Genomic DNA, 25,457 nt, shown 5'->3' with positions numbered 1-25,457 from the left:
AGTTAGCTCACATCAACTTTTTTACAACGTTGTTATATTAGCGAGTCTACACAAGAAGCTGGATCGACGCAATCAGCAAAACCTCAATTTTTCGCGAATTCCGTGAAACCTTAAGCCTTGGTCTTGCGTATTACAATAGGGGTACCTTCACAACTATAGGGGAACGTATGCCACAGCAAGTTGCAATCTCCATCGATCATATCTCCAAGACGTATGGGGACTTTCGCGCCGTCAACAACCTCTCGTTTGAGGTGTACGGCGGCGAGATCTTCGCCATGCTCGGCCCGAACGGTGCGGGCAAAAGCACCACCATCCGCATGATCCTCGACATCCTCAAACCCGATTCCGGCAAAATCAGCGTGTTCGGCGCGCCTATCAGCGACGCAGCCAAGAATCGCATTGGCTATCTGCCGGAAGAGCGCGGCCTCTACCGCAACGTCCCTGTGCTGGAAATGATGGTGTATCTGGGTCTGCTCAAGGGCTTGACGCCCGGCGAAGCGCGCAAGCGGGCGCTGCGCTACCTCGAACAGGTCGATTTGGGCGAACATGCCAAGAAGAAAGTCAGCGAGTTGAGCAAGGGGATGCAGCAGAAGGTGCAGTTTGGCGTGACCATGCTGCACGAACCTGACCTGATCCTCATCGACGAGCCGTTCTCCGGCCTCGACCCGGTGAACACGCAGGTAATCGAAACGCTGATCCGTGACTTTAAGGCGCGTGGTGGCGCTGTGGTCATGAGCACGCATCAGATGTATCAGGTCGAAGAGATGGCCGACCGTCTGCTGATGATTAATCGCGGCGAGCAGAAGCTGTACGGCAACGTCAGCGACGTGCGCGCGCAGTATGCGCTGCCCGCAGTCAATGTGGAAGGGCGCGGCGACTGGGCGTCGATCAGCGGCGTGGATCATGTCGAGCAGAAGCAGAATGGCCGCGCGAGCGCGCTGTTGTACCTTAAGCCCAATGTCAAGCCGGATGATGTGCTCGGCGAAATCGCGCGGCGCGACGATATTTTCATCCAGCGCTTTGAACTCGCTGTGCCCAGCCTGAACGAAATTTTCATTCAGGTGGTGGCGGGAGATAAGCACCGTGAATAAGGTTTTTCTCGTTGCGCGCCAAGAATATGTGCACAACCTCAAGCGCGGCGGTTTCCTGTTTGCGGCGTTCGGCATTCCGCTGTTCACCATCCTGATGATGGTGGTGGTGTTCGCGTTGACCGTCAACAATGAGACGGATACGTCGCGCGTGGGGCAGATCGGCTATGTCGATTTGAGCGGCGTGCTGGATGACGCCGTCGAGCAGCCGGAGAACTTCATGCGCTTTGAGACGGAGGCCGCTGCCGAAGGTGCGCTGACCGCCACCGACGGCATCGGCGCGTATTTCGTCGTGGAAAGCGACTACCTGAACAATGGGCGCGTGCGCCTCGTCAGCAATGGTGATACGCCGGAAGTGCTGGAAGATGACATTGATGCCTTCTTGCTGGCGAATTTAGGGGCCAGCAGCGGCCTTGATCCGGAGATCGCCGCGCGCATTCAAGACCCCGTCGACAGCCGCCTGCTCACGCTCGATAACGGGCGCATCATCAGCGGCAGCGGCCTCGCCGGGGTGATCCTCGCGCCGCTGATCTTCGTGATGGTCTTCCTGCTGGCGACGCAAACGACCAGCGGCTACCTGATGTCGGGCGTGGTCGAAGAGAAGTCAAACCGTATCATGGAGATCCTCATCACGTCGATCACGCCGTTTCAACTGCTGGCGGGCAAAATCATCGGGTTGGGGCTGCTCGGCCTCACGCAGTTGGTGATCTGGGTGGTGATGGCGCTGATCGGCTTGCAGTTGGGGCGCAACGTCGAATTTCTGGCAGGCGTTACACTCCCGGCGGATCTGCTGCTCATCGGTCTGCTGTACTTCCTGCTCGGCTATTTCTTCTTCGCCAGCGTGATGGGCGGCATCGGTGCGGTGCTCGGTTCGGAGCAGGAGAGCCGCCAGCTCGCCAGCTTGTTCACGCTCGTGCTGGTGATCCCGTTCTTCCTGATCGTGCAGTTCTTCGAAGAGCCGGACAGCGCCCTCGTCACCTTTTTGACGCTCTTCCCGCTGACCGCGCCCGTCACCGTGATTTTGCGCATGGGCTTCGGCGTGATCCCGGCGTGGCAGTTGATCGCCAGCATCGCGCTGCTGCTGATTACGACGGCGTTCGCCGTATGGGCGTCGGCGCGCGTATTCCGTTGGTCGCTGCTCATGTACGGTAAGCATCCCAGCATCAAGCAGGTTTTCGGCGCGATCTTCCGGTCGCGCGGCATGGCGACATCCGCCACTGAGGAGCGCGCAGCATGAACGGCCACACTGGGCGGGTGTTTCTCTACGAACTGCGGCGCAATTGGCGGCGGCGCGGCTATCTGTTCATGACCTTCGGCATCCCGATCATCGCGGCGGTGCTGCTGTTCGGCTACCAGTTCATCCAGCAGGCGAGCGCGTCGACCGGCGAGGATACGCCGTCGGAACCGCGCCCGTCGAATGACAGCGACAACTTCGGGAGCGACATCAACAGCGCGGGCTACGTCGACCTGACGGGGCGCTTTGGCGATCCCGGTCGGCTGAGCGAAATACTGCACCCCTACGCCGACGAAGACGCGGCGCGGGCGGCGCTGGCAGCGGGCGAGATTCAGGTCTACTACCTCATCCCCGCCGACTACATGGAGACAGGCGAAGTCACGACCGTCCAGCCCAAGCTCAACATCAGCCTGATCTCGGACGGGCCGATCCAGGCGCTGATCCTCAATCAACTGTCGGAAGGCGTCGACCAGACGCTCTACTACCGCCTCGTCGATCCGTCGAACATCGAGCAGATCAACCGCTCGCTGACGATCGGGCAGGTGGACGAAACGACGGGCGCGGTCACGCAAAACGAAGACGCCTCGTTCGTCGTCGTGTACATCTTCGCCTTCGCGCTGATGCTCAGCCTGTTCATCACCAATGGCTATCTGCTGCAAACGGTGATCGAAGAGAAAGAGACGCGCCTGATCGAGATTCTGATTTCGACGGTGCGTCCGACGCATTTGCTGATGGGCAAAATCTGCGCACTGGCGCTGCTCGGTCTGCTGCAAGTCGTGGTGTGGATTGGCAGCTTCTTCCTGATCGTGCGGGTGGCGGGCGGACAGCAGTTGAACCAGACGCTCGGCATCATCGCGTCGCTGGCGAACCTCAACATTCCCATGGACGATGTGCCGCTCATGCTGGTGTATTTCGTGATCGGCTACTTCCTGTTCGCGGGGCTGTACGGCATTGTCGGCGCGCTCTCCAATTCGATGCGCGAAGGCCCGCAGTACGCGGTGATCTTCACGCTGCCGGCGGCGCTGCCGTTCTACTTCCTGACGCTGTTCGTATCGTCGCCGGATGGCACGCTCCCGGTGATCCTGAGCATGTTCCCGATCACCGCGCCGATGGCGATGGGCATGCGCCTCGTCGTCAGCGATGTGCCCGCGTGGCAAATCGCGTTGAGCCTTGTGCTGTTGGCGCTGGCGGCGGTCGGCTCGATGTGGCTGGCGGGGCGCATGTTCCGCGTCAACACGCTGCTGGCGGGCAAACTGCCCAAACTGCGCGACATCCCCGCGCTGCTGCGGGGGTAAAGCCAAGAGTTAACCACAGAGAACACAGAGAGCACAGAGGAGAAGGTCAAACCGCTGTGCTCTCGCCAAGTTTTGCGACAATACTGTTTTCACCCTCAGGTAGTAGATCGCGATTCGTTATGCCGCAAAAGATTCGCTCACATCTTTGGCAACTTCTATTCATAGTAATTGTGCTGGTTATGGTCTCAAGCTTTGGCGTGAGTGCTCAAACTTTGGAGCGGAGTTTGGACATTGCCTACTCCGTCGATGATATTGCGTGGAGCCCCGATGGCACGCTGATTGCCGTTTCTGGCTCAGAAGGAATTTGGATCTATACGGCAACCCTAGAACCGCGAGTACATTTTCAGCAGGACAGGACGCGCTACACAACCTCAATCGCTTGGAGCCCGAACTCGGCGCGACTGGCGACTGTTGGCAATGGAGCGATTTTGATCTGGCGGCGCTCCACCGACGATACATTCACGCTAGAGACGAGTGTCAACCTTGACGGCTATGTGCAGCTTCTGGTGGCCTGGAGTCCCGATGGCACGCTGCTCGCGAGTCAGGATGTTCCTGATCTTGAAGATCCATGGGGCGCATCGAGTCGCATCCAGCTCTGGAATACAACGTCATGGGCGCTAGAGCGAACGATTGCCGACAATTCTTATCGCCCGGGGATGCTCATTTGGAATACGAGCAGTACACAGTTAGCAACGACAACGGACTTTGGCAGAAATGTAATACTCATTGACGTAGCGAGCGGTCAACAGTTGGCTGCTTTTCCGGCTGTCGAAGCCCCAAGCGCTTTGGATTGGAGTGTGGATAATCTGCTGTCCGTTGGGGGTGGAACATATTTGACGACCCGCAGCGCGGACGACGGACATATTTTGTCGACGTTTTTGTATCCGCAGTTGCAAAATGTCCGTGAGTTAGCTTGGAGTTCAGATGGAACTCAACTGCTGATCAATGAGGATCGCTTGGAGGCGGGCGTGTTGGATTTTGCGACTGGGCAGCGGATCGGGATCTTTCCGAATGCCTATGAACTGACATGGAGTCCTGACGGAAAGACAGTTGCTGCCGCCGGAGTCAACTTGAGCAATAACAGCATTACTCTAAACGTCTGGGATGTAAGTCAGTTGTCGGTCGATGAAAGCCTGCCCACGTGGACACCTTATCCGATGCTCACACATGAATCAACGCCAACCAGCGTGCCGTCAAACTAGTCGAACTCCCTCACCCAAAAATGTTCTTGAGTGGCAATGTAAAGCCTGTCAAAACGCTGCTGGCATCGAGCGCATCATCGCCGGAGCGCAGCTGCTTCAAGCGTCTACACTACGTGCGTCCCAAAACAAACATCGCAGCGGTCGCCGACAATGCAGCGCAACGATCTCTCTTCCCCTGCGCGTTTTCTACGGCTACACTTAGTATGTAACCTGTTCTCTTGGTTTTCCTCTTGCTGGTCGATATCACGCGCTTTGGTGATGCCTCCTACCATCCATATTTAATTGTTCAATCAGGTAGTTGTGAGGTCGCCAGTCGATGGTCGTGAGCCAGACCGATCCCTTTGATATATTCTCCCTTGAGGCGCGGGGAAATCATGCGTTGTATGCGCGTATGCGGCGCGAAGACCCGATCCATCGGGCGCTTGATCCGCACACAGGCGAGGCGGTCTGGTTTCTCACGCGCTATGACGACTGTGTCACGTTTATGAAAGACAAGCGCTTCGGCAAAGTGCCGCGGAGCGCTGCCGAACCAGCGTCCGCCCACGCGATGCAGACGGCCATCAACCGGCATATGCTCAATCTGGATGAACCTGACCACACGCGCTTGAAGTCGCTGGTGCATCTGGTGTTTACGCCGGGGCGAGTGCGCGATTTGCGCTCCCGCTTGCAGGCGATTGCCGAGGAGTTGCTAACGACGATTGATCGGGAAGTCGCAGAGGGTGACGAATTTGATCTCGCGGCACACTACGGCGAAGTGTTCCCGCTGCTCTCCATCATGGAGATGCTGGGGCTGCCCGCGGCGGATTACCCTGAGTTCCGACGCTGGACCAAGACCGTGCTGCTGCTGTCTGAGGAGACTTCCACCGAAACGGCGATCCTCGAATTGTCGCATTACCTGAATCAGCAAATTGATGCGCGGCGCACGCACGCCAACGCTCCGGATGACTTGCTGACGGGACTCATTTTCGCGGAAGCGGCGGGTGATCGACTGAGCCGCGAAGAACTGCTGTCGATGGTGTTTCTGCTGTTTGCTGCCGGATACGAAACTGTCGCGAATTTCATCAACAGCAGCATGTTGACGCTGCTCAATAACCTCGATCAGATGCGCTTATTGCGGGATAACCTTGACGATCCGGTGCTGGTAAGTTCGGCTGTCGAAGAACTGCTGCGCTACAACAGCCCGTCATATATGACGCTGCCGAGCTGGGCGTTTGAGGATGTCGTGCTGGGCGGCAAGCAGATTCGCTGTGGAGACAGCGTTCATGCGGTGCTGCATGCTGCCAATCGTGATCCGGCGGTCTTTGACCACCCCAACGTCTTTGCTATTTCGCGCCAGCCCAACAAACATCTCGCCTTCAGTCTGGGCATCCATTATTGTCTGGGCGCACCCTTGGCGCGTCTGGAAGGCGAAATCGCCCTAACCACACTGCTGCGCTGGTTACCTGATTAGTGAGGCACTTTGTCACGGGGAGCATCTGTCCTAAGCGAAATTATACGGCTGGGACGGGTGTCACCGTCGGCAGTTCGATGCGGAACACGCTGCCCACGCCGACCTGACTGGTCACGCTGAGGGTGCCGCCGTGCAGTTCGATGATCCGCTTGGCAATCGGTAACCCGAGCCCGAATCCCGATGAGGTGTGGGCGTCATCCGTGCGGAAGAAACGATAGAAGATGTGGGGCAAATCTTCTTCGGCGATGCCACAGCCGGTATCACCGACCTCAATCACCAGTTCTTCGCCGTGTTGCTTGGTGGTCACGGTGATTCTTCCCCCATCCGGCGTGAAGCGCACAGCGTTGTCCAGCAGTTGGCGCAGCGCTTCCAGCAGATGATCGGGGTCCACCTGTGTCAGTTCGAGCGCTGGCGCTAAGTGCACATCCCAGTGCAGCGGCTTGGCGGTCAAGCGCGCGGTGATGAGCACTTGGTTGACGAGTTGGTTCACGTTGACGGCTTGGCGCTGCAGTTCGATGCCACTATCCAGCGATGCGAGGACGACCAGCATATCGATCAACCGCACCATGTGATTCACGGCCAATTCGATCTGTTCCACCTTAGCCTGACGCCGTGCGGCATCGTCGGTGCGACTCATCAAATACAGGCTGGTGCGAATGACGGAGAGTGGCGTGCGAAATTCGTGCGATGCATCGCGCATAAAGTGCGTCAGTATATTCACCCGCTCGCGCTCCAGCCGCAGTTCAAATTCTTGCTGCTGCGCGTGTTTCCGCTCCGTCATATCGCTGGCGCGAACCAGCAGCAGATCGTTGTCGCCCAAGCGCGTGTATTGAATGTGCATATCCAGCCACATCAATTGGTTGTTTTTGTCGCGCCCCATCCATTCAAAGACCTGCGGCCCCTCGGTACGCGCCTTTTCAAACCACTGGAGCGCGTGTTTAGTGGTGAACGGCTCGATCCCCGTATTGAACTGGTTGAGATCGCGGCTGCCGACCATTTCTTCCCGGCTATAGAGATAGAGGGCGGAGGCGCGCGCGTTGGTGTCGCGGATGACCCCGGTGTGCGCGTCACAGATGAAAATGGCATCGGTCGAGGCGTCGAAAATCGCTTGGAAATAGTTCAGGCTTTGCCGGAGCTCGCGCTCCATCCGTTTTTCTTCCGTGATGTCCGACAGCACCACGACCTGTCCTTGACAGCGCTGGTGTTCGTCGAGCAGGGGCGAAATGGCGACCCGTAATGTGAAGTGCTTGGCATTGTTCGCGATGCCATCGAGGATGACGTTCGGCGTCGGGCCGCTGGCGACCCAGCGGTGCCAGTCCACCAGAACCGTCTGAATCGGCTTCCCGATCAGGTGATCGATCTGGGTTCCCTTCAGCTCACTCAAAAGCTTGAGCGCCGCAGCGTTCGCATCGACAATGCGCTGCTGCCGATCAATGACGAGGAAACCCGAGCTCATCTGGTCGACGACCTGGCCACGCGCTACAGGTACAAGATCGAGCAGACCAGTTTGGTAGAGGCTGTAAGTGAGGATGAGCCCGGTGAGCGTAAACGAGAGCGGCGTAAGATCCAGCCCCGGCAGCGGATTGAGCCCGGCGAAGGTGATGATGTTGGAGATCAAGGGCAGGAGCCCCGCGAACAGCACGAGTGCGGCTTGCCAGCGAAACACCCATTGAGCGCGCACCAGCGCCTGAAACAGCCAAACCGCGCTAATCAACAGCAAGCCGTACGAGTAGACGACATGCAGCCAGAACCACGGACCACCGTCGAGAATCGTCGCGGAGTCGGCGGCTTGTTTCCCGGCGAAGAATAAGCCGTGCCACGGATCAGTCCAGAGGAGAAGGAGAGTGAGCGCCGGTTCCACGGTCAGCAACAGTAAGCGGCGGCCATGAATCAAGGTCTGGCGACCTGTGTAATAGAGCGTAAAGGCGAAGAACGCGCCGGGGACGACCACGACTCCAAAATAGGTTGCATCGAGCCAGAACAATCGGGTAGGCGCAGGCGGCGTGAACCAATAGGCAGCGTAGGGGAGTGCCCACGCGCACATTCCCAGTGTGAAGCTGAGGACGGCATACGCGCCGGGCGTTGAGCGATGTTTCCAGATCAAGGATGCAGTGTAAGCCGAGACACCGGAGGCCAGCAGGAGCAGCAGAAAGTAGTAGTGCGCTTGATCAAGCATGATTACTCGGAAAATGCACGGGTTGTGAGTCTTGGCTCCGCGGCTCTACAGCGATCAGCAGCGAGAACAGCTTCATCATACGTTGAACTCAGCCTTACAAACCGTAAAGCTCGTGTAATATCGGATAACCTACTGATGATTTGAGCGGCAGAACGGGTCTAAGATCGGTTATCCGTGGGGGGACAAAGGGCCCGCACTGCGTCAGATTCCGCCGCTATTGCGGGATTGAGCGAACGTGAGCTATGGATCACACTGCTCTGACCCCACCCCTCTCCGAGTTCAGGTGGAGGCAGAAGAATCGCGTCAATTCGCAGTGCGCCTCTACCGTAGAACACGACTTATTGGTTCATAGGGCTGTTCACCGACGACAAAGCCGCTTGCTGCTGCTCGGCCTGCTGCATGACCAACGCCGCGTGCAGCGATACCCAGCGATGAATGTCCTGCCGATCACCGGAGATTCGCCATGTGCGCGACTGGAACGGATTGTTCCCGCGCCAGCGACCATCGGGCTGGCGCTGCGCGTCCAGCCACGCGAGCGCGCGGTGTGCGCCAGGGTGGGCGAGCGCGTTCAACTCGCCGAGCACGCGCAGCACGAACAACACGTCCGCCTGATAGAACGTCGGGAAGCTGAGTTTGCCCCACAGTGCATGCACGCCGCCACGCGACGGATACCGCCCGGCTGGCAGGTCGTGCTCGGAGCTCAGCAGGAAGTCGACGGCGTGATCGATGGCGCGCTGAACACTCGTGGAGCGCTGCGGCAGCGCGGCCAAGCCCCACAGTGCGCGCGCCGCGCCCCAGGCGCACGGCAGGTAATCGTTGATGTGACATTTGCACTGCCCCGCGGTCAAGTTGCGCGCCACATACTCGCTAATGCGGGTCACACGCGGATCATCTGCCAGCCCGCAGTACGCCGCATAGCGCAGCAGGTTGCCCCACAGACAGGTGAAGCCGAACACTTCCGGGCTCGGCACCGTTTTGTCGAATTGCCCCTCCAGCATGTGATTGTGCTCGGTCGCTGCCAGCATAAACTCCAGCCCGCGCCGCAGATGATCGTCGCTTGGATCGGCGGCTAACTCGGTCAGCACGATCATGCTCCAATGCGTGCCGATGTATTTGGTCCCGTACATGCGGGCATCGCTGACCCAATGCCCGGCAGGCGTCTGTTTGCTCAAAATGAGGGGGATCGGCCCGGTGGTGCGCATCTGTTCGCGCGTAGTCTGCACGTCGCTGTGGCTTTCGGCATAGCCGAGCAGACGACGATAGGTGAGGTAACGCAGCGACGGGGTGGGACTTGCGAGTAACCAGCTAGTCAGGCTCTCCATCAGGGCATCTCCTTGTCAGCTAACTACTGATCTCAGTATAGCAGAATCAGATGCGCGCTCGACGTTCCTCGCGTGGCGTAATGTTAGGTGTTACACGTTAGTGCCGTGTAAGGCAAGCCAGCTACGCTCTGGAGAATACAGCAAGGAGCAGCTCGCAGTGCGCAGAGTGTTAGGCGGTTTTCTCAAGTTAATTACGGCGCTGGTTCTCGTCGGCGTGATCGTCGTGAGCATCCGGGGCGGGTCACAGACGGGTGACCCTGTCGTGGTCGCCACCGCGTCGCCGATCTTGGCGACGGCGACGCTGAGTCTGGTCGATCTGCGGCAGCCAACCCGGGAGCTGCTAACCGTTGAAGCCGGCGTGGTGCCCGTGGCGGTTGACATTACCAAGCTTACATTGGCAACGAGCACGCCGATCCCCATCTACACGCGCCCGATCACGCGCTTGGTGACGCTGACCCCCACGCTGACGAATACGCGCATCCGCCCCTCATCCACGGCGACGCTCGAACCGACGGGCGTGGAGCCAACCGCGGAGTCCGCCGAACCGACGACTGCGCCGACCAATCAACCACCGCCGCCCACGAATACGCCCGTTCCGCCGACGGCTGTCCCGCCGACCGCCACGCCGATTCCGCCTAGCCCAGTCCCCTCGACCAGTACGCCCATTCCGCCAACCGCGGTGCCGCCGACGAACACGCCACCCCCGACGCCTGTCCCGCCCACGGAGACACCTGTGCCGACAGCGACCAATCCGCCGCTGCGGCCGCCGATCCTCGAGACACTGCTCCCGCCGCTCTTCTCACCGCCAGAGGAACCCACGGAGGAAGCGTGCAGCGACTGTGCAGGTGACTGACTGGCTGCTGGTCGTCGCCTGCCGCGCCCGATCAGCGCCTTGACCTTGAATCACCAAGAGCGCAGCGAGTTCTGACTCGCTGCGCTCTTGGCTATAGCTGTTTAGGTTGTGGTTTTCAGGTTGATCGCGGTTACTGCGCCCAGCGCACAATGCGCAGTTGGAACGGGCTCGGCAGCGACCCATGCTTGGGCAGTACGCGCACCGACAGGCCACGCTGACCGCTGTTCTCATACGTCACCTTCGTGCTGAAGGTGTACGCGCCGTCGACGGCTTCCGCCGTGTTCAGGTTCATCGGCACGGCCTGCCCGTCATCGCTGATGTCGCCGCGCGTGCCGAGCTTGCCATAGTACAGCTCGACCTGGACATCGTCGGGCGTGAGCTGACCGAGATGCACGACCGCCGTCACGCCGAGTTCCGTGCCCACGCGCAGCGTCTTTTCCGACACGCGCACATCGCGCACATACACGCCGCGCCATGCCTCGTACAGCCGACCCTTCCATGTTGCGAACTCGAGACCGTCTTCGATGTTCTTGCCCGTCAGACTGCGCGCCCGGTCGTAGCAGGGCATGTACATCTGATCGGTGTATTCCTGCACCATGCGATGTGTGTTGAAGTACGGCGCGAGGACTTGCAGGCCAGTCTTTACCTTGTTGATCCACCCGCGCGGCACATTGTCACGCCCGCGCTCGTAGAACGTCGGTATGCTGTCTTTTTCGAAGATTTCGTAGAGCGCCTGACTCTCGACAAAATCCTGATGATCCCATTCGTATTCCGGGTACTCTTCGCCCGCGCCAATCGCCCAACCGACGCTGGGCGCGTAGCCTTCATCCCACCAACCGTCGAGGATCGAGCAGTTGAGGCCGCCGTTGTAGATGACCTTCATGCCGCTCGTGCCGCTGGCTTCCTTCGGGCGGCGCGGGTTGTTCAGCCACACGTCGACGCCCTGCACGAGATAGCGCGCGATGTGCATATCGTAGTCTTCGAGGAAGACGATCTTGTGGCGGAAGTCTTCCTGCCGCGCCGTGCGCGCGATCTGGCGGATGAGGTCTTTGCCGCCCGTGTCATGCGGATGCGCCTTACCCGCGAAAATGAACTGTACCGGGCGTTCCGGGTTGTCGAGAATCGCCTTCAGGCGTTCCGGGTCGCGGAACAGCAGCGTCGCGCGTTTGTAGGTAGCGAAACGGCGCGCAAAACCGATAGTCAGCGCATCCGGATCGAGCACTTCTTCCGCCGTTTCGATCTCGTGCTGCGCCGCGCCGCGATTCTGCAACTGCGCGCGCAGACGGCGGCGCGTGAACGCGACCAAGCGTTCGCGGCGGCGTTCGTGCGTGCGCCACAGTTCCGCATCGGGGATCGAGTCGACGGTGCGCCATACGTTCACATCCGACGGTGAATCCCGCCACGCCGGATCCAAATAGCGGTCGAAGAGCTGTTCCATATCGCGGCTCATCCACGTCTGTACGTGAATCCCGTTGGTGATCGCGCCGATGGGGATTTCGTGTTCGGGGATTTCCGGGTACATCCACTGCCACAGCTTGCGCGACACCACGCCGTGCAGCTTGGCCACACCGTTCGCGCCCGACGATGTGTTGAGCGCCAGCACCGCCATCGAGAACAGCTCGTAATCGCCCATGTTTTCGCGCCCCAGATCGATGAACTGGTTGCGATTCAGGCCGAGGTCCCGGTAGTAATCGGTGAAGTGCTCGTCGATCAAATCGAAGCCGAAGCGCTCCAGACCCGCGGGAACGGGCGTGTGCGTCGTGAACAGATTCGCGGCGGCGGTGATGTCTTTCGCCTGCCAGAAATTGACGTTGTTTTCGCGCATGAAAATGCGAATGCGTTCCAGCGCCAAAAACGCCGAATGCGGCTCATTCATGTGGCAGACAGTCGGGCGCAGATTCAACGCTTCGAGCGCGCGAATGCCGCCGATCCCCATGAGGATTTCCTGCCGAATGCGCGTGCGCCGATCTCCACCGTACAGGCGATCCGTCAAATTGCGATCTTCTTCGGCGGGGTTTTCCGGAATGTTCGAATCGAGCAGGAAGAGCGGCACGCGCCCGACCTGCACGCGCCAGATTTGCGCGAATAATTGACGGCCCGGCATCGGCACGCTGATGCGCAGCGGATTACCATCGGCGTCCCGTTCCAGCGTCACCGGCAAATTCGAATAATCGTTGATCGGGTAGGTTTCCTGCTGATACCCATCCGCGTTCAAATACTGGTGAAAATAGCCCTCTTGATAGAGCAGGCCGACGCCGACCATCGGCAGGCCGAGATCGCTGGCGCTTTTCAGGTGATCGCCGCTCAGCACGCCGAGACCGCCGGAGTAATTCTGCAAACACTCGGTGAGGCCAAATTCCGTCGAAAAATACGCTAAATACGGCTTATCTGATTTGGCATAGTGGCGTAAAAACCACGTATCATGCCCGATCATATAATCATCAAAACTGCTCAACACTTGCCGGAAATGCGTCATAAACGCCGGGTCGTCACACAGACCTTCGAGGCGATTCTGATCCATCAAGCCGAGCATATATACCGGATTATGACCCGTGGATTCCCACAGATCCCGATCCATACGGCGGAACAAGGCGATCGTTTCGTGATCCCACGACCACCGCAGGTTATAGGCCAGTTCACGGAGGCGTTCCAACGTTTTCGGCAAGTTGGGAACGACGCTCACTGTTGCAATGGGTTTGACCATGTTGAAGTTCATCTCCAATTTCTTCAATGCGCAAACGGGCGAATTTTGTTGCGTGCGCAACCGTTCGCTGTGTTTACGATAACGCATTTTGCCAAAAAGCGGAAATGAATTACCGCCAAAAGTTGGATGTTTTTCGTACCAATCTCGTTTATTTTTGCAAATAGGAAGTTGACAAAATTTTAGTTGTGTTACAATGCGGGGTGCAAGTACCTGCGTTCACAAAGTAAGGGGATTCGTTGGGTATGCTCAAGAAGCAGTATCTGAAGACTAAAAACGTCTGCAAAGTGACGTTTTCACTGCCCGCAGCAGTACAGGGTGAAACGGTTTTCCTGGTTGGCGACTTCAACAACTGGGACGAAAAAGCGACGCCGATGAAGCGGCAAAAAGACGGCAGCTTTACCACCGTGCTGGAACTCGAAAAGGGGCGGGAATATCAGTTCCGCTATCTGGTCAATGGGACAGAATGGCACAATGATTGGGAAGCTGATCGCTATGTGCCGAATCCCTTTAGCGGCGATAACTCGGTCGTAGTCACTGAAGGCGACGCAGCGCCGGCAGCCGAAGCCTCGGCGGAAGCGAAGCCGAAGCGCGCCACCAAGCCGAGAACGCCGAAGACTCCAACCACCAAGACCAAGACCACCGGCAGCAAGTCCAAAGCCAAGACTCAACAGTCGAGCTAAGTCAATTTGATCGTTTGAGCGCAGAGAACGTATGGACGACATTCGCGTCGTCCAATGCAGGTGCAGCGTAAGGGCGGGGATAACCTCGTCCTTTTTTATTGCCGCAATTTCGCAAATTTTCGGCCTGCGAATCTGTTTTTGTGGGGCGCGATTCAGCGCGTTTACCACGTCCAAACCTGACTAGGAAAAACGAAGTCGTTACCGCACCCTCCCGATTTTTGCCGCATGCGCATAATCGATCAATTCCGGCGAAAGCGCCGAGTTTTCGGCTAGAAAGCTGTCAATAATTGTGGCAACTCGCGCTGGATAGCGATACTGCCAATGCCCTAATCCATGCAGCGCACTTTCACGACAAGCCAGAGAATCGATTTTCAGAGTTGCTTCCATGATGTCGATAAAACAGTGGTTGATTTCTTCGCCATGTGGCTCGTTGGCACGGCCAATCACTGGCAACACGTCCCACCACATGTAGCAAACGCGATTTAAGTGATTTTTGCCCGGTAAATCGTCAATGTGCATCAGGTGTGGGGGACACCGAACAGAAAAAACCTGTTCGAACAAGGAGCGAAACGAAGCTATGCAGCGCTTTCGTACCTCCCACGGAATATCGTTGTCCACAAGCAATAACGTATCTTCTGAAGCGTGGGACACCAGATAGTACAAACCTCGGTCAAGCTCAGCGTTTGAAAAAGGCGAAAGGATCGACCCGGCATTTTCGAATGCAGCGGTGATATACGTTAATGTGTCTACAGGCGACACATAGCCCTCGCCAAAATTGGGGAGCATCTCGTTGCTATTTCCACGAGACATCTCCTTGAAAATCGCGGTGAGCCAATCTGCAAAAGAGAGCGTAGTAGCATTTTCATCCATAGTAATCTCTGTTTGCCTTGCTACGAACGGCTGGGCGCGAAACTTTCTGTGATGCGTACGGTTTTGGCGCAGCGGACGCGATTCAGCGCGTCCCTACGAAGTCACGGTTTCCCGTATGCGCCGCTTAAGTCTCGTTTGCGGTGACGACAACCACAACGGAATCAAAAAGGGCGCACATGGTGTGCGCCCTCTCACCGCCATGCGCGCAAATCTACTTCTTTTTGTAGCCGAGGCGCGTACCATTCGGGACGATTTTGTCGGGGTACGCCGCGAAATCTTCGAGGCGCAAATCCGTGCCCAAAATCGTGCTGTGCCCGACGGTATAGCCCGCCGGAACATGCGCGTTTTTGCCGATGCACGAAATGCCGAGTTCGCCCATTGGCGGAATCGCGCCGACCCGCGCGTTATGCCCGACGACCGCGATCTTGTCGATGATACAGCGTTCGACCACCGCGCCCGCTTCGATGTACGTATCGGTCAAAATCACCGATTCGCGCACCACCGCATTCGGCCCGATGAACACGCCGGGGGAGAGCACCGAGCGTTCGACCACCGCGCCTTCCGCGATCACCGAACCGTCGGTGATCAGGCTGTCTTTGATGATCGCGCCCGTCGCAATCTGCACCGGGGGTCGTTCTTCCGACTTGGTGTGAATGATCCACGTGCGGTCGTTCAGGTTGATCGACGGCGGGCTGGCGAGCAGATCCATGTGCGCTTCCCAGTACGCTTCAATCGTCCCCACGTCAATCCAGTAGCCGCCGTACGGATACGCATAGACCGACATGTTTTCGGCCACCATGCGCGGCAGAATGTCCTTGCCGAAATCATGGTTGGTTTCCATGCCGTGATCTTCTTTGAGCATCCGTTCCAGCACCGAATAGGTGAACACGTACACGCCCATGTTCGCCAGATTGCCGGGCGGATTCGCGGGCTTTTCGATGAACGAGCGCACGCTGTAATCGTCGTTGATGTCGACGATGCCGTAGCGGCTCGCTTCATCGAGCGGCACGGTGATGGTGCAGATCGTCGCATCAGCTTTCTTGTCGCGGTGATACTGGATCAGCACATCGTAATCCATCTCGTAGATGTGATCGCCGGAGAGCAGCAGCACGTAATCCGGACGACCACGGCGCACAAAGTTGAGGTTCTGCGTCACCGCGTCCGCTGTGCCCACGTACCAATCGGTGTCGTAGCGCCCTTTGTACGGCTGCAAAATCTGCACGCCGCCCGTGAACGAGCGATCGAGATCCCACGGACGCCCGCGCTCAATGTGATCATTCAGGCTGTGCGGCCGGTACTGGGTGAGGATCAACACGTCGAAAATGCCGGAATTGACGCAGTTGCTCAGCGGGAAGTCGATGATGCGATACTTGCCTGCGAATGGAACCGCGGGTTTGGCGCGCTTCTGTGTGAGCGTCGCCAACCGCGTACCTTCACCGCCTGCGAGGATGACTGCCTTGACCTTCATGGATGGACGCCTCCAAATAACCCCTATTTAAGCCATATTTTGCCGCAGCGCGGCGGTATAACCTAGTGAAAGAACAAACCTCACCCCTAGACTGGGATGGTTGTTGCTGTAGGGACAGGGCATTGGGTGTCTAGAACCCCCTCACCCCCAACCCCTCTCCCACGCAAGCGGGGAGAGGGGAGATGCTGCGAGTGCTGTTGTCTCCCCTCCCTGAATTCGGGGAGGGGTCGGGGGTGGGGTCGGAATCTGACGTTATTCGACACGCTCATGTCTTGTCCCTCCACCCGGATGTCGGTTACTTGTGCCGATCCTGAATCCAGCCGTAGAGGCGGCTGTATTCGCGGGCGCTCTTGTCCCAACTGAAATCGACACGCATGGCGCGATCCTGCATGCGCCGCCACGCGTTTTTGCGATTGCGATAGGTCCACAGCGCCCAATCGAGCGTGCCGACGACCGCTTGCGGCTCTTCCCAGTTGAACACAAAGCCCGTGCCGAAATCCGCTTCGCCGTCGTCGTAATTCATGACGGTGTCGGCGAGGCCGCCGGTTTCGCGCACAAGCGGCAGCGCGCCGTAGCGCATGGCGATCATCTGGCCGATGCCGCACGGCTCGAAGTGGCTCGGCATGAGGAAAATGTCGCAGCCGGAGTAAATGCGCTGCGCGACGGTCGCGTTATAGCCGAGGAAGCATTTCGCCTTCCAGTGGAAGTCCGCGCCGAGGCGGAAGAACATTTCGTTGTATTCCGGCTCACCCGACCCCAAGCCGATGAACTGCACGTCGTGCTTGGCGAGGACGGTGCGCAGCGCGGGCAGTGCGAGATCCAGCCCTTTTTGCTGCACCAGCCGCGTGACCATGCCGATCACGGGAATGTCGTCGTCGACGGGCAGGTTCGCTTCTGCCTGGAGTTGGCGTTTGTTCGGTAGGCGATTTTCGACGAAATCGTCGGCGCTGTAATTCGATTCGAGCAGCGGATCAGTCGCCGGATTCCACTGGTTCATGTCCAGCCCATTGAGAATGCCGCGCACATCGGTCAAGCGGTTGCGGATCAGATCCTGCAGGCCGAAGCCGGCGTTCGGATACTGGATCTCGACGGCGTAGCGCGGGCTAACCGAGGTGATCATGTCCGAGTACGCCAGCGCAATCGCCAGCATGTTGTCGCTCAGGCCGCGGGCTTGCAGTTCGGGGTGATCGCGACCGGGAATGCCCTGTTCCCACGCCCACCCGCCGATATGTTCGCCTTGATACTGCATGTTGTGGATGGTGACCATCGAACCGACGTGACCCCAGCCCCATTCACTCCGCTTCTGGCTGAGGAGGAACGGCACGAGTCCCGTGTGCCAGTCGTGGACGTGGAAGATATCCGGGAACCAGCCTTGCTGATCGCGCAGTGCTGCCGCCGCGTCGAGCGCCGCCTGACAGAAGAACATGAAGCGCGGCACGTCGTAATCCCAGTTGGAGTAGACGGTCGCTTCCTGCCCGAAGTAGGGGAGCGCGCGCACGAAGTAGATCGGGACGCCTTTGTGCGTCGCCGTGTAGAGATCGACATGGATCGTGCCCGTGCGGCGGTGCACATCGAAGGAGAGGAGGTAGCTGATGCCCCAGCGGGCTTGATCGATGAACGCATACAGCGGCATGATGACGCGCGCGTCGACTCCGTTGGCGCGCAGCGCGACCGGGAGCGACCCGGCCACATCCGCTAGACCGCCGACCTTGGCGTAGGGATCTGCTTCTGCTGTGACGAACAAGACGTTCATAAGGACTCCTAGCGGAACCAGCGGTAATCAATATCTGCGAAAATTTTATCCAATTCCCAGTATTCCTGCGCGGCTTCGACGTTCGGATTACCCGCTTCGAGGCTGGTGGCCAGCTTTTCGAAGCGGTCGATGTGCTGGCTGAAGCGCCGGATCGCGTATTCGCGCGCCTGCCCGGTCGTCACCAGGAACGACCAGTCGGAGCTTTGCACGAGCAGCGCTTCACGCGCCGCTTGATTCAACACCTGCAGCGCCTGATCATCCGGCGCGTTGAAGTTGGTCGCCAGCACTTCCATGCGCTCTTCGACTTCGTGAATCGGCGACCACATCCAGTGCGTTTCGGTGTTGTCCCACACGAAATGCGTGCCGCCCGCGCCCCAACTGCTCTCCGGCAGATCGAGCACGTTTTCCGGCGGGTGCTGATCGATGAACTGGCTGGCGCTCGTCAGTTCGACTTCCGGGTGCTGATTCAAATGGCGAATCACTTTGCCGAGCCAGTTCACGCCCTCGTACCACCAGTGACCGAACAGCTCGGTGTCGTAATTGGCGGCGACGAGGCCGAACTTGCCCGTCTGGTTGTGATACTGGCGCAGTTGATCGCCCACCAGATGCGCAAAGTGTTCCGCGTGCTGCTCGACTTTATATTCAGCCCAATCAGGATGATAGAAATCTTTGTCGCCAAGTTCAACTTTTGCCCCGGTGATGCGCCAGTACTGCAGGCCGCTCGTCCCGGCTTTCTTGTGGAATTCGCGGTAGTCGAAGTCGCCGGGGTAGCCATACTGCGCGCTCCACACCTGTTCGCCGACCTTGTGGTTGCGCCCGATCACCGCGACGCCGCTGTGGCTCTGCGCGTTCGGGTAGTTGGTCGTGTCGCTGACGTAGTAGGGCTGGAAGGTGGTCGCAGGCTTTTTGCTGGTGCTGAACTGGTCAGTGAGCGGGATGACATAGCGCCGTTTGATCGCGCCGTAGGGGCCGATCACATCGCCTGCCGCCACGCCGACCGGGCTGCCGCCCGTGATGGTGTGCGTTTCGCTGAAGAACGTGCGCAGATCGTTTTCCGCGAGGATGGTCTCCAACCCCGCGCGTTTGCGCCCCGTCTCGGTGATGTAAGCCGGACGGTAGGCGCATTCGGGCAGCCACACGGCGCGCGGACGCTGCCCGAACATGCGCTCGTAGCTGCGAATGCCCGTCTTGACCTGCGCGCGCACGCTGCTGTCACGGCTGAACAGGGGCAGATAGCCGTGCGTCGCCGCGCTGGTGATGATTTCGATGCAGCCCGCTTCCTGCAAGCGGCGGAACGCGCCGATCAGGTCACGGTTGAAGCGCTCGTTGAACGACTTGCGCGTGTGTTCGTGAACGTCCCGGTACCACTCCGCCAGATAGCGCAGATGCCCGTTTTCCGTGCCGGGCATGAGAAAGTAATCGACGTCGCGTTTGGCCGCCTCGATGCGCTGGGCGAGGTATTGGTCAAAGTGTTCGAGCACGTCGGGGTCGGCGAGCTGCTCGGCGAGGACGGGGGTCAGTCCAATCGTGATCGAATAGGGGACGCCCTCCTCTTTCAGGTCATACAGCATGTTGAGCAGGGGGATATAGGTTTCGTTCGCCGCTTCATGAATCCACTCTTCCCCGTGAGGCCAGCGGCCCGCCAGCCGCGCATAGGGAAGATGGCTGTGCAACACGAACGTAAATGCGCCCAATGCGGTCACAAACAACTCTCCTCAGGGCAAATTCATTTGTTGTCCGCATTGTAACGTTGGAGAAGGGAGAGGCGCAAATTACGAAACGGGATTGCGGATGAACGTCACAGGGTTTTTGGGGTGGTTTGTGCGGGGAGACTACCCCTGCCTGAAGCGCTATCGATAAACTGCTATCGATAACACAAATTGTTGATCATAAAATCCTGAACTGCCTATAATGATCTTGGAGTTAAATTAGGAGTCCAAGATTATGCGGAATGCTCGGCGGGTGGCCGTTGGCCTGCTGGTTTTGATCACGTGCACCACGATCCCCGCGCTCGCTCAGGCGGACACCTGTACCAATATTGTCGATCAAGCGCTGGTGGTCACGGGCGCGAACTGCGCAGCGGTGGGGCGCAACGAAGTCTGCTACGGCAACGTGCAGCTCGTCGCCGAACCCCAAGCCGACGTGACTGACTTTGTTTTTGCTGCGCCGGGGGATGTGGCTGCGCTGGAAGCGGTGCGCACACTGAACCTGAGTTCGCGCCTCGAAGACAGCGAGGAATGGGGCATTGCGCTGATGCGGGTGCAAGCCGATGTGCCCGATGCGCTGCCCGGCGAAAACCTCACGCTGGTGCTGTTTGGCGAGGTCGAGGTGGAAAACGCCGCCGAGGCTGAAGCCAACCCGATGCAGGCGTTCTTTTTCGAAACCGGGCTGCGCGGTACGCAGTGCACCGAAGCGCCGGACAGCGGCATCCTCGTGCAGACGCCGGACGGCTATGACGAGATTTCGTTCACGGCGAACGACGTGGATATTCGCCTCGGTTCGACCGCGTTCTTACAAGGCGAGGCCGAGGCGGAGATGATCGTTAGTGTGGTCGAAGGGCAGGCGACGGTCACCGCGCAGGGGGTCACGGTGGTGGTGCCCGCGGGCAGCCGCACGCGCATCCCGCTCGACAGCGACCGCCGCGCCTCGGGGCCGCCCAGCCCGCCCGAACCCTACGACTTCGAGCGGATGTCGCTGCTGCCCATCCGCCTACTGCCGCGCACCATCACGATTGCAGAGCCCATCGAAACCACGCCCGAGCCGCCGTCAGGTGGCGGCCTCCTGCCTGCGGCGGGCGAATACCAATGGCAGTGGGTGAGAGCCGAAGCCAGCTCCGCCGGCTGCCCGGACGGGACGCTCGAGTTCGTTGTGCGAACGTTCGCCGATCCGCCCCCATTCCGCTTGCCGGGTGATGAGTTTGATATGGTGATTTTGGGGACGGCCGCCTTTAGCAGCAACGCGCCGCCTCCGCCCGACGCTATCAGCACCAACCCGGAACCGGGCGTCTACAGGATGGATTTTGAAGATGCAGGTGGGGTTGGTCACTACGAAGTGCAGGTGATCGATGCGAATTCGATGGAAGGCACGATGACATACACCTCGCAGGGATGTGCGATCACGCTTCCCTTTACTGCATCACGGGTGGGTGACTAGCTGAGAGGGTAGCGCATCGATGGGGCGCACCAGCGTGCGCCCCATCGATTCATGACAATGTTATGTCCGTGGCAGCACGAATGTGAAGATGCGCCCTGGTTGTTCGGGCTTTTGGCGTGTAAGTAGCCGCTGTGCACTTTCCTACCGCAGAGGCGCTTTCGGGTTTTGTTCAGCTTGTGAGACGATGGTTGGCTATATACTTAAGGTAATCTGATAGTCAAGAAAGTGCTTTCATTCGGCTGTAGCTGTGACTTTAGAGTGAGTCAAGAGGGTGAAAATGGCCAACAGCGAACTCTTCGACAAGGCATGGGTGCAGCAGCAAATTATCGATAACTCGCCTTCAGGCATGATGTTCCTCGATGCTCTGCAGCCCGAATTCCCCATCATCTACGTCAATCAAGCTTTTGAACGGATAACCGGCTATACGGCGGCAGAAATAATTGGCAGAAATCCCGGATTTCTATGGGGATTTGATAGTCAGCACGAAGCGTTCGAGGAAGTGTGGCCGGTCTTGAACCGGGGTGAAGCCGTCACGGTAGTGGTCCAGAACCATCGCAAAGACGGAAGCTTGTTCTGGAACGAGCTGCATCTGACGCCGATCCACGATCAGCGCGGTACGGTGATCCAGTATCTAGGTACACACACAGATGTCACCCTACGCGAAGAAGAAGTCGAGTATCGAGCCCTGTTTGAGCAATCCAACGATGCCGTCGTCATTTTTGATCTTCATGATCGGGTCAAACGCGCCAATCGCCGAGCCGCTGAAATGACAGGGTATTCGGTAGAAGAGTTGGAAGACATGACCTTTTACACCGTAACGCCAGTAGAACTCCAACAGTCGGTGCTCGCCCTCGCTCAGAACCTTAAGGCGGGCGGCCATATTGCCCCCTTTGAAAGCCGCACGCGGCGCAAAGATGGCAGTCTCGTTGATGTGGAGGTCAACTTTGAGTTGGTACGCGACGATGAGGGAAATCCACGACACTTTCAGTGCATCGTTCGGGACATCACTGAACGCAAGCGGGCGCTGGAAACAGAGTTTGAGCTTCGTCTTGAAAAGGAGCGAACTCGTCTGCTGACCCGCTTTGTTCAGGATGCAGCTCATGAGTTTAGTACGCCGCTTTCAACCCTTCATACCGGCATCTACCTGATATCACGGTCAGAAGACGCGGAGCGGCGGGCTCTCAAAGCCAAACAGATGGAGAGGGAACTCGACCGGATTAATCGGCTGATCGAGTCATTACTGTTATTGATGAAAGTGGAAAGTGCGGAAGCAGCGAACTTCCTGCCCCTGCAGTTAGGCGAACTGGTTCAAGCGCAATGTCAAGTGGTTGCAACCAATTATCCCGTTGGACCAAGCTTACGGACGCAGATTTCACCACACCTGCCGTCTGTGTTGGGTGATCCGTATCTGGTCGAGCGTGCTTTCTATCAATTGCTTGATAACGCCTACCGCTTCACCCCGGAAACTGGTTCAGTCACCGTAACTATGTATGGGGGAGACGACCAAATCTGCGTTGAAATCAGCGACACTGGTACGGGGATTGAAGCAGCCGATCTGCCCCATATCTTTGAAACATTTTGGCGACAGGATGCTGTTCATACAACGCCCGGTTTTGGTTTAGGCTTGCCTATCGCCCGCAGGATCGTGGAACAGTTGGGGGGCACGATCACGGTCGAAAGCATACTTGCGCAAGGCTCATGCTTTCGTGTCACGCTCCCGACCATGTCGGAAGCATAAGTCACCGCCTTAAGTTGACTGAAGGCGGACATTTAGGCCAGCCGTCGTATCAGAATCACAGGGGCGCACATCGTGCGCCCCTAGACTACAGCCAAATTCAAGTCAGCGATTACGCCCGTGGCAGCACCAGCGTGAAAATGCTGCCCTGACCGCCGGGACTGCTGGCGCTCAGGTAGCCGCCGTGCGCCTCAGCAACGCGCCGCGCGATGAACAAGCCTTGCCCCAGCCCACGCGGATCGATCAGCCGCCCGGTGCGCGTCTTCGGCTTACCGCGGTAGAAGCGTTCGAAGATGTGCGGCAAATCCTCATCGGAGATGCCCACGCCCGTATCGACCACCTGTACGGCGATATGGTCGCTGTCGGCGAGACCCGCGGTCACAATGATGTGCCCGCCGCTCTCGTTGTAGGCGATGGCGTTCTGTACGAGGTGCCCGAGCGCCCAGCGCAGGCGCTGATCGTCGCCGCGCACGCGCAGACGCGAGACCTGCCGCGCGTTGAAAGAAATGTCGAGGTTGGCGCGCCGGACTTCCGGCATCATGCCCGTGACGACGCTCCAGATCAGCGCTTCCAGGCCGACGAGATCGCCGCGAATGCTGAACGCGCCGCTCGTCAGTTCGGAGATGTCGAGCAGTTCGACGATCATCCGGTCGAGGATGTCGACGTTGCGCGTGAGCGTTTCCAGCAGCTTGGGGTTCGGCGCTTTGCCGTCCGCCGTCTGGTTGATGATGACTTCGCTCATGCCCTTGATGACGGCCATCGGCGTGCGCAGTTCGTGCGAGATCGCGGTGATGAAGTGATCCTTGAGCCGATCCGCCAGTTCTTCGCGCGTGACATCGCGCAGCACGATCATCGTGCCGATGCGTTCGCCTGCTTCGTTGGCGACGGCGGCCAACTGCGCGCCGATCACGCGGTTGTTGACCTGCACGCGCCGCGGCTCGCTGAGCGGCAGAATCTCCGAGCTGAGTTCGGTCACGCTGCGGTACTCGTTGAAGAGCGTACCGAGTTCCGTCTCCCAGAACGACTTGATCGAGCCGAGGAGTTGGCGGGCGGCCTCGTTGACGAACACGATGCGCCCCTCGTTGTCCTGCATGATCACACCCTGCTGGATGGTCGCAAGGATGCCGCCGAGGCGCTGAATTTCTTCGTCCCGCTGTTTGATGACGAGTTCCCGCGCATCGTTCAGCGCGACGATTTGCTGCGTGCGTTCAACTTCTTTTTGCCGCCCAAAGGCGCGGTAGATGCGGCTGAACATTTGCTCCGAGGCCTTGCCCAACTGGTTGACGCGGTACAGCGTCCCGCTGATCTCCTTGGGATCGGGTTGAGTCATGCTTAGGCGTTCCGTTTCTGCTGCGCAACCCGGTCGAGCGTCGCGCGGAATTGTTCGAAGTCAGGCAGCGGCTTGCTCAGAATGTGATCGACCCCGTCGGCGGTCATCATCTCATGCTGCTCGCGTTCGCTCAGCGCGAAGGCGGTCATGAGCACGATCGGCGTCTGCTGGAGCTGCGGCAGCGTGAGCATGCGCTGCGCCAGCTCGTTGCCCTTTTTGCCGGGCATGCGGATATCCATGAGCACGAGGTCAGGGATGTTCACGCCGCCCTGTTCGACCCGATCCAGCCAATCCCACACCTTCTGACCGTTTTCAAACGTGAGCGTGTTGTATCCCCACACCTGACACATCATGGCGATCAAATTGCGAATATCCGCTTCATCTTCGGCGATTAACCACGTCACGACGATCAACTCCTCGTATTCCATGCCTAGAGCTGCACGGCATCACTCATTATCCGCGCATTTCCGCAGGAATGATTCCCCCAGTTGCAGGGGGAAGGACGCGCGCGGACAGTCAATTCTCGCTCAACTGCGCGCCGCACCTTAACATCCCTTACAGGTTTCACACTTTAAGTATAGTCGAGTAACGGAAAATTGTTTGCTGAATCGTTGAGAAACAGATGATAATGGGTAGAGCATGTGTTATGGTTCCGTTTGAGGAGCGTTATCTTTGTCAAAGTGGATGTTGGTCGAGGACGAGCCCGATATTTACGAACTGTTGATCGCCATGTTCGAGATGTGGGGCATTGAAGGTGTGGCGTTTGTCGATGGGGAAGAGGCCACGGCCTGGATCGAAGACGCCGAGCAGGGGCACGTGATCGGCGAGACGCCGGAGCTGGCCTTGCTGGATATTCGCTTGCCGGGCGCGGTCAGCGGCCCGATGGTGGGGGAACGTCTGCGCAAAAGCCCGCTGTTCAAAGACGTGGGCATTGTGCTCATCACGGCGTATAAGCTGTCGGTCGAAGAAGAGAAGGCCGTCATTGCGCAGGCTGGCGCGGACAAGCTGATCTACAAGCCGCTGCCCCGCTTCAACGAGCTCAAGAAGCTCATCGAAGAGGTGATCGCAGCGCGGCGGAAGCGTCTGGAAGCGGCGGCGGCAGCGCCTGCCCCGGCAGAGAAGCCTGAAGACAGCCAGAAGTGAC

The 25,457-nt window shown here is 58.6% G+C and carries 19 protein-coding genes; 10 read left to right on the top strand and 9 right to left on the bottom strand.

The features are described 5' to 3' along the window. Window positions 1-167 precede the first annotated feature (167 nt). From IPK17_RS17345 to IPK17_RS17325, 5 genes are all read left to right on the top strand, one after another. Window positions 168-1,091, top strand: a complete 924-nt coding sequence (locus tag IPK17_RS17345) for an ABC transporter ATP-binding protein (protein WP_343418949.1) — start codon at window positions 168-170, stop codon at window positions 1,089-1,091. Beyond that, entirely contained in the window at window positions 1,084-2,325 is a 1,242-nt protein-coding gene (locus tag IPK17_RS17340) for an ABC transporter permease (protein ID WP_343418948.1), read from the top strand. The genes IPK17_RS17345 and IPK17_RS17340 overlap by 8 nt, the downstream gene beginning before the upstream one ends. Then, window positions 2,322-3,617 (top strand): ABC transporter permease, encoded by a 1,296-nt coding sequence (locus IPK17_RS17335; protein ID WP_343418947.1) that lies wholly within the window; start codon window positions 2,322-2,324, stop codon window positions 3,615-3,617. The genes IPK17_RS17340 and IPK17_RS17335 overlap by 4 nt, the downstream gene beginning before the upstream one ends. 119 nt (window positions 3,618-3,736) lie before the next feature. After that, window positions 3,737-4,819, top strand: a complete 1,083-nt coding sequence (locus IPK17_RS17330) for a WD40 repeat domain-containing protein (RefSeq protein ID WP_343418946.1) — start codon at window positions 3,737-3,739, stop codon at window positions 4,817-4,819. 316 nt (window positions 4,820-5,135) lie between these two features. Continuing rightward, window positions 5,136-6,269 (top strand): cytochrome P450, encoded by a 1,134-nt coding sequence (locus tag IPK17_RS17325; protein WP_343418945.1) that lies wholly within the window; start codon window positions 5,136-5,138, stop codon window positions 6,267-6,269. Between the two features lie 40 nt (window positions 6,270-6,309). On the opposite strand, the gene IPK17_RS17320 is transcribed toward IPK17_RS17325, so the two are convergent. After that, a complete protein-coding gene (locus IPK17_RS17320; RefSeq protein ID WP_343418944.1) occupies window positions 6,310-8,445 on the bottom strand; it encodes a histidine kinase N-terminal 7TM domain-containing protein in 2,136 nt (711 codons plus the stop codon). 338 nt (window positions 8,446-8,783) lie between these two features. Then, window positions 8,784-9,767, bottom strand: coding sequence for a hypothetical protein (locus tag IPK17_RS17315; RefSeq protein WP_343418943.1), 984 nt, complete (start codon window positions 9,765-9,767; stop codon window positions 8,784-8,786). Window positions 9,768-9,924: 157 nt separating this feature from the next. On the opposite strand from IPK17_RS17315, the gene IPK17_RS17310 reads away from it, so the two are divergent. Then, a complete protein-coding gene (locus IPK17_RS17310; protein ID WP_343418942.1) occupies window positions 9,925-10,620 on the top strand; it encodes a hypothetical protein in 696 nt (231 codons plus the stop codon). Window positions 10,621-10,750: 130 nt separating this feature from the next. Here the strand turns inward: IPK17_RS17310 and glgP are convergent, their stop codons facing one another. Continuing rightward, complete coding sequence (glgP, locus tag IPK17_RS17305) at window positions 10,751-13,324, bottom strand: alpha-glucan family phosphorylase (protein WP_343418941.1); 2,574 nt, start codon at window positions 13,322-13,324, stop codon at window positions 10,751-10,753. Window positions 13,325-13,566: 242 nt separating this feature from the next. Between glgP and IPK17_RS17300 the strand changes: the two genes are divergently transcribed. After that, window positions 13,567-14,004 carry an isoamylase early set domain-containing protein gene (locus IPK17_RS17300; protein WP_343418940.1) on the top strand — a complete coding sequence of 146 codons (438 nt, stop codon included), beginning with the start codon at window positions 13,567-13,569 and terminating at the stop codon, window positions 14,002-14,004. Between the two features lie 198 nt (window positions 14,005-14,202). Here the strand turns inward: IPK17_RS17300 and IPK17_RS17295 are convergent, their stop codons facing one another. From IPK17_RS17295 to IPK17_RS17280, 4 genes are all read right to left on the bottom strand, one after another. After that, window positions 14,203-14,874, bottom strand: coding sequence for a hypothetical protein (locus IPK17_RS17295; protein ID WP_343418939.1), 672 nt, complete (start codon window positions 14,872-14,874; stop codon window positions 14,203-14,205). Between the two features lie 211 nt (window positions 14,875-15,085). Next, window positions 15,086-16,342 carry a glucose-1-phosphate adenylyltransferase gene (locus IPK17_RS17290; RefSeq protein ID WP_343418938.1) on the bottom strand — a complete coding sequence of 419 codons (1,257 nt, stop codon included), beginning with the start codon at window positions 16,340-16,342 and terminating at the stop codon, window positions 15,086-15,088. A 295-nt stretch (window positions 16,343-16,637) separates the two neighbouring features. Beyond that, complete coding sequence (locus tag IPK17_RS17285) at window positions 16,638-18,095, bottom strand: glycogen synthase (RefSeq protein ID WP_343418937.1); 1,458 nt, start codon at window positions 18,093-18,095, stop codon at window positions 16,638-16,640. Window positions 18,096-18,103: 8 nt separating this feature from the next. Further along, window positions 18,104-19,798 (bottom strand): glycoside hydrolase family 57 protein, encoded by a 1,695-nt coding sequence (locus tag IPK17_RS17280; RefSeq protein WP_343418936.1) that lies wholly within the window; start codon window positions 19,796-19,798, stop codon window positions 18,104-18,106. Window positions 19,799-20,039: 241 nt separating this feature from the next. Here IPK17_RS17280 and IPK17_RS17275 point away from each other — a divergent pair, with 241 nt between their 5' ends. Both IPK17_RS17275 and IPK17_RS17270 read left to right on the top strand, forming a co-directional pair. Continuing rightward, a complete protein-coding gene (locus IPK17_RS17275) occupies window positions 20,040-21,248 on the top strand; it encodes a hypothetical protein (RefSeq protein ID WP_343418935.1) in 1,209 nt (402 codons plus the stop codon). 277 nt (window positions 21,249-21,525) lie between these two features. Next, window positions 21,526-22,986, top strand: coding sequence for a PAS domain S-box protein (locus IPK17_RS17270; protein ID WP_343418934.1), 1,461 nt, complete (start codon window positions 21,526-21,528; stop codon window positions 22,984-22,986). Between the two features lie 109 nt (window positions 22,987-23,095). On the opposite strand, the gene IPK17_RS17265 is transcribed toward IPK17_RS17270, so the two are convergent. Together IPK17_RS17265 and IPK17_RS17260 are read right to left on the bottom strand one after the other, a co-directional pair. Next, window positions 23,096-24,313 (bottom strand): sensor histidine kinase, encoded by a 1,218-nt coding sequence (locus tag IPK17_RS17265; RefSeq protein ID WP_343418933.1) that lies wholly within the window; start codon window positions 24,311-24,313, stop codon window positions 23,096-23,098. A gap of 2 nt (window positions 24,314-24,315) precedes the next feature. Beyond that, complete coding sequence (locus IPK17_RS17260) at window positions 24,316-24,741, bottom strand: response regulator (RefSeq protein WP_343418932.1); 426 nt, start codon at window positions 24,739-24,741, stop codon at window positions 24,316-24,318. Between the two features lie 244 nt (window positions 24,742-24,985). Here IPK17_RS17260 and IPK17_RS17255 point away from each other — a divergent pair, with 244 nt between their 5' ends. Next, window positions 24,986-25,456 carry a response regulator gene (locus IPK17_RS17255; RefSeq protein ID WP_343418931.1) on the top strand — a complete coding sequence of 157 codons (471 nt, stop codon included), beginning with the start codon at window positions 24,986-24,988 and terminating at the stop codon, window positions 25,454-25,456. The last annotated feature ends 1 nt before the right edge of the window (window position 25,457 follow it).

It is taken from the genome of Candidatus Flexifilum breve, assembly GCF_016713355.1.
The sequence above is the reverse complement of the archived record's forward strand: the minus strand, read 5'-3'. Positions and strand labels throughout refer to the sequence as shown.

Coding starts and splice junctions, on each gene's coding strand:
- IPK17_RS17345 (WP_343418949.1), top strand. CDS start 168: ATGCCACAGCAAGTTGCAATCTCCATCGATCATATCTCCAAGACGTAT.
- IPK17_RS17335 (WP_343418947.1), top strand. CDS start 2,322: ATGAACGGCCACACTGGGCGGGTGTTTCTCTACGAACTGCGGCGCAAT.
- IPK17_RS17330 (WP_343418946.1), top strand. CDS start 3,737: ATGCCGCAAAAGATTCGCTCACATCTTTGGCAACTTCTATTCATAGTA.
- IPK17_RS17325 (WP_343418945.1), top strand. CDS start 5,136: ATGGTCGTGAGCCAGACCGATCCCTTTGATATATTCTCCCTTGAGGCG.
- IPK17_RS17320 (WP_343418944.1), bottom strand. CDS start 8,445: ATGCTTGATCAAGCGCACTACTACTTTCTGCTGCTCCTGCTGGCCTCC.
- IPK17_RS17315 (WP_343418943.1), bottom strand. CDS start 9,767: ATGGAGAGCCTGACTAGCTGGTTACTCGCAAGTCCCACCCCGTCGCTG.
- glgP (WP_343418941.1), bottom strand. CDS start 13,324: ATGGTCAAACCCATTGCAACAGTGAGCGTCGTTCCCAACTTGCCGAAA.
- IPK17_RS17300 (WP_343418940.1), top strand. CDS start 13,567: ATGCTCAAGAAGCAGTATCTGAAGACTAAAAACGTCTGCAAAGTGACG.
- IPK17_RS17295 (WP_343418939.1), bottom strand. CDS start 14,874: ATGGATGAAAATGCTACTACGCTCTCTTTTGCAGATTGGCTCACCGCG.
- IPK17_RS17290 (WP_343418938.1), bottom strand. CDS start 16,342: ATGAAGGTCAAGGCAGTCATCCTCGCAGGCGGTGAAGGTACGCGGTTG.
- IPK17_RS17285 (WP_343418937.1), bottom strand. CDS start 18,095: ATGAACGTCTTGTTCGTCACAGCAGAAGCAGATCCCTACGCCAAGGTC.
- IPK17_RS17275 (WP_343418935.1), top strand. CDS start 20,040: ATGCGGAATGCTCGGCGGGTGGCCGTTGGCCTGCTGGTTTTGATCACG.
- IPK17_RS17270 (WP_343418934.1), top strand. CDS start 21,526: ATGGCCAACAGCGAACTCTTCGACAAGGCATGGGTGCAGCAGCAAATT.
- IPK17_RS17265 (WP_343418933.1), bottom strand. CDS start 24,313: ATGACTCAACCCGATCCCAAGGAGATCAGCGGGACGCTGTACCGCGTC.
- IPK17_RS17260 (WP_343418932.1), bottom strand. CDS start 24,741: ATGGAATACGAGGAGTTGATCGTCGTGACGTGGTTAATCGCCGAAGAT.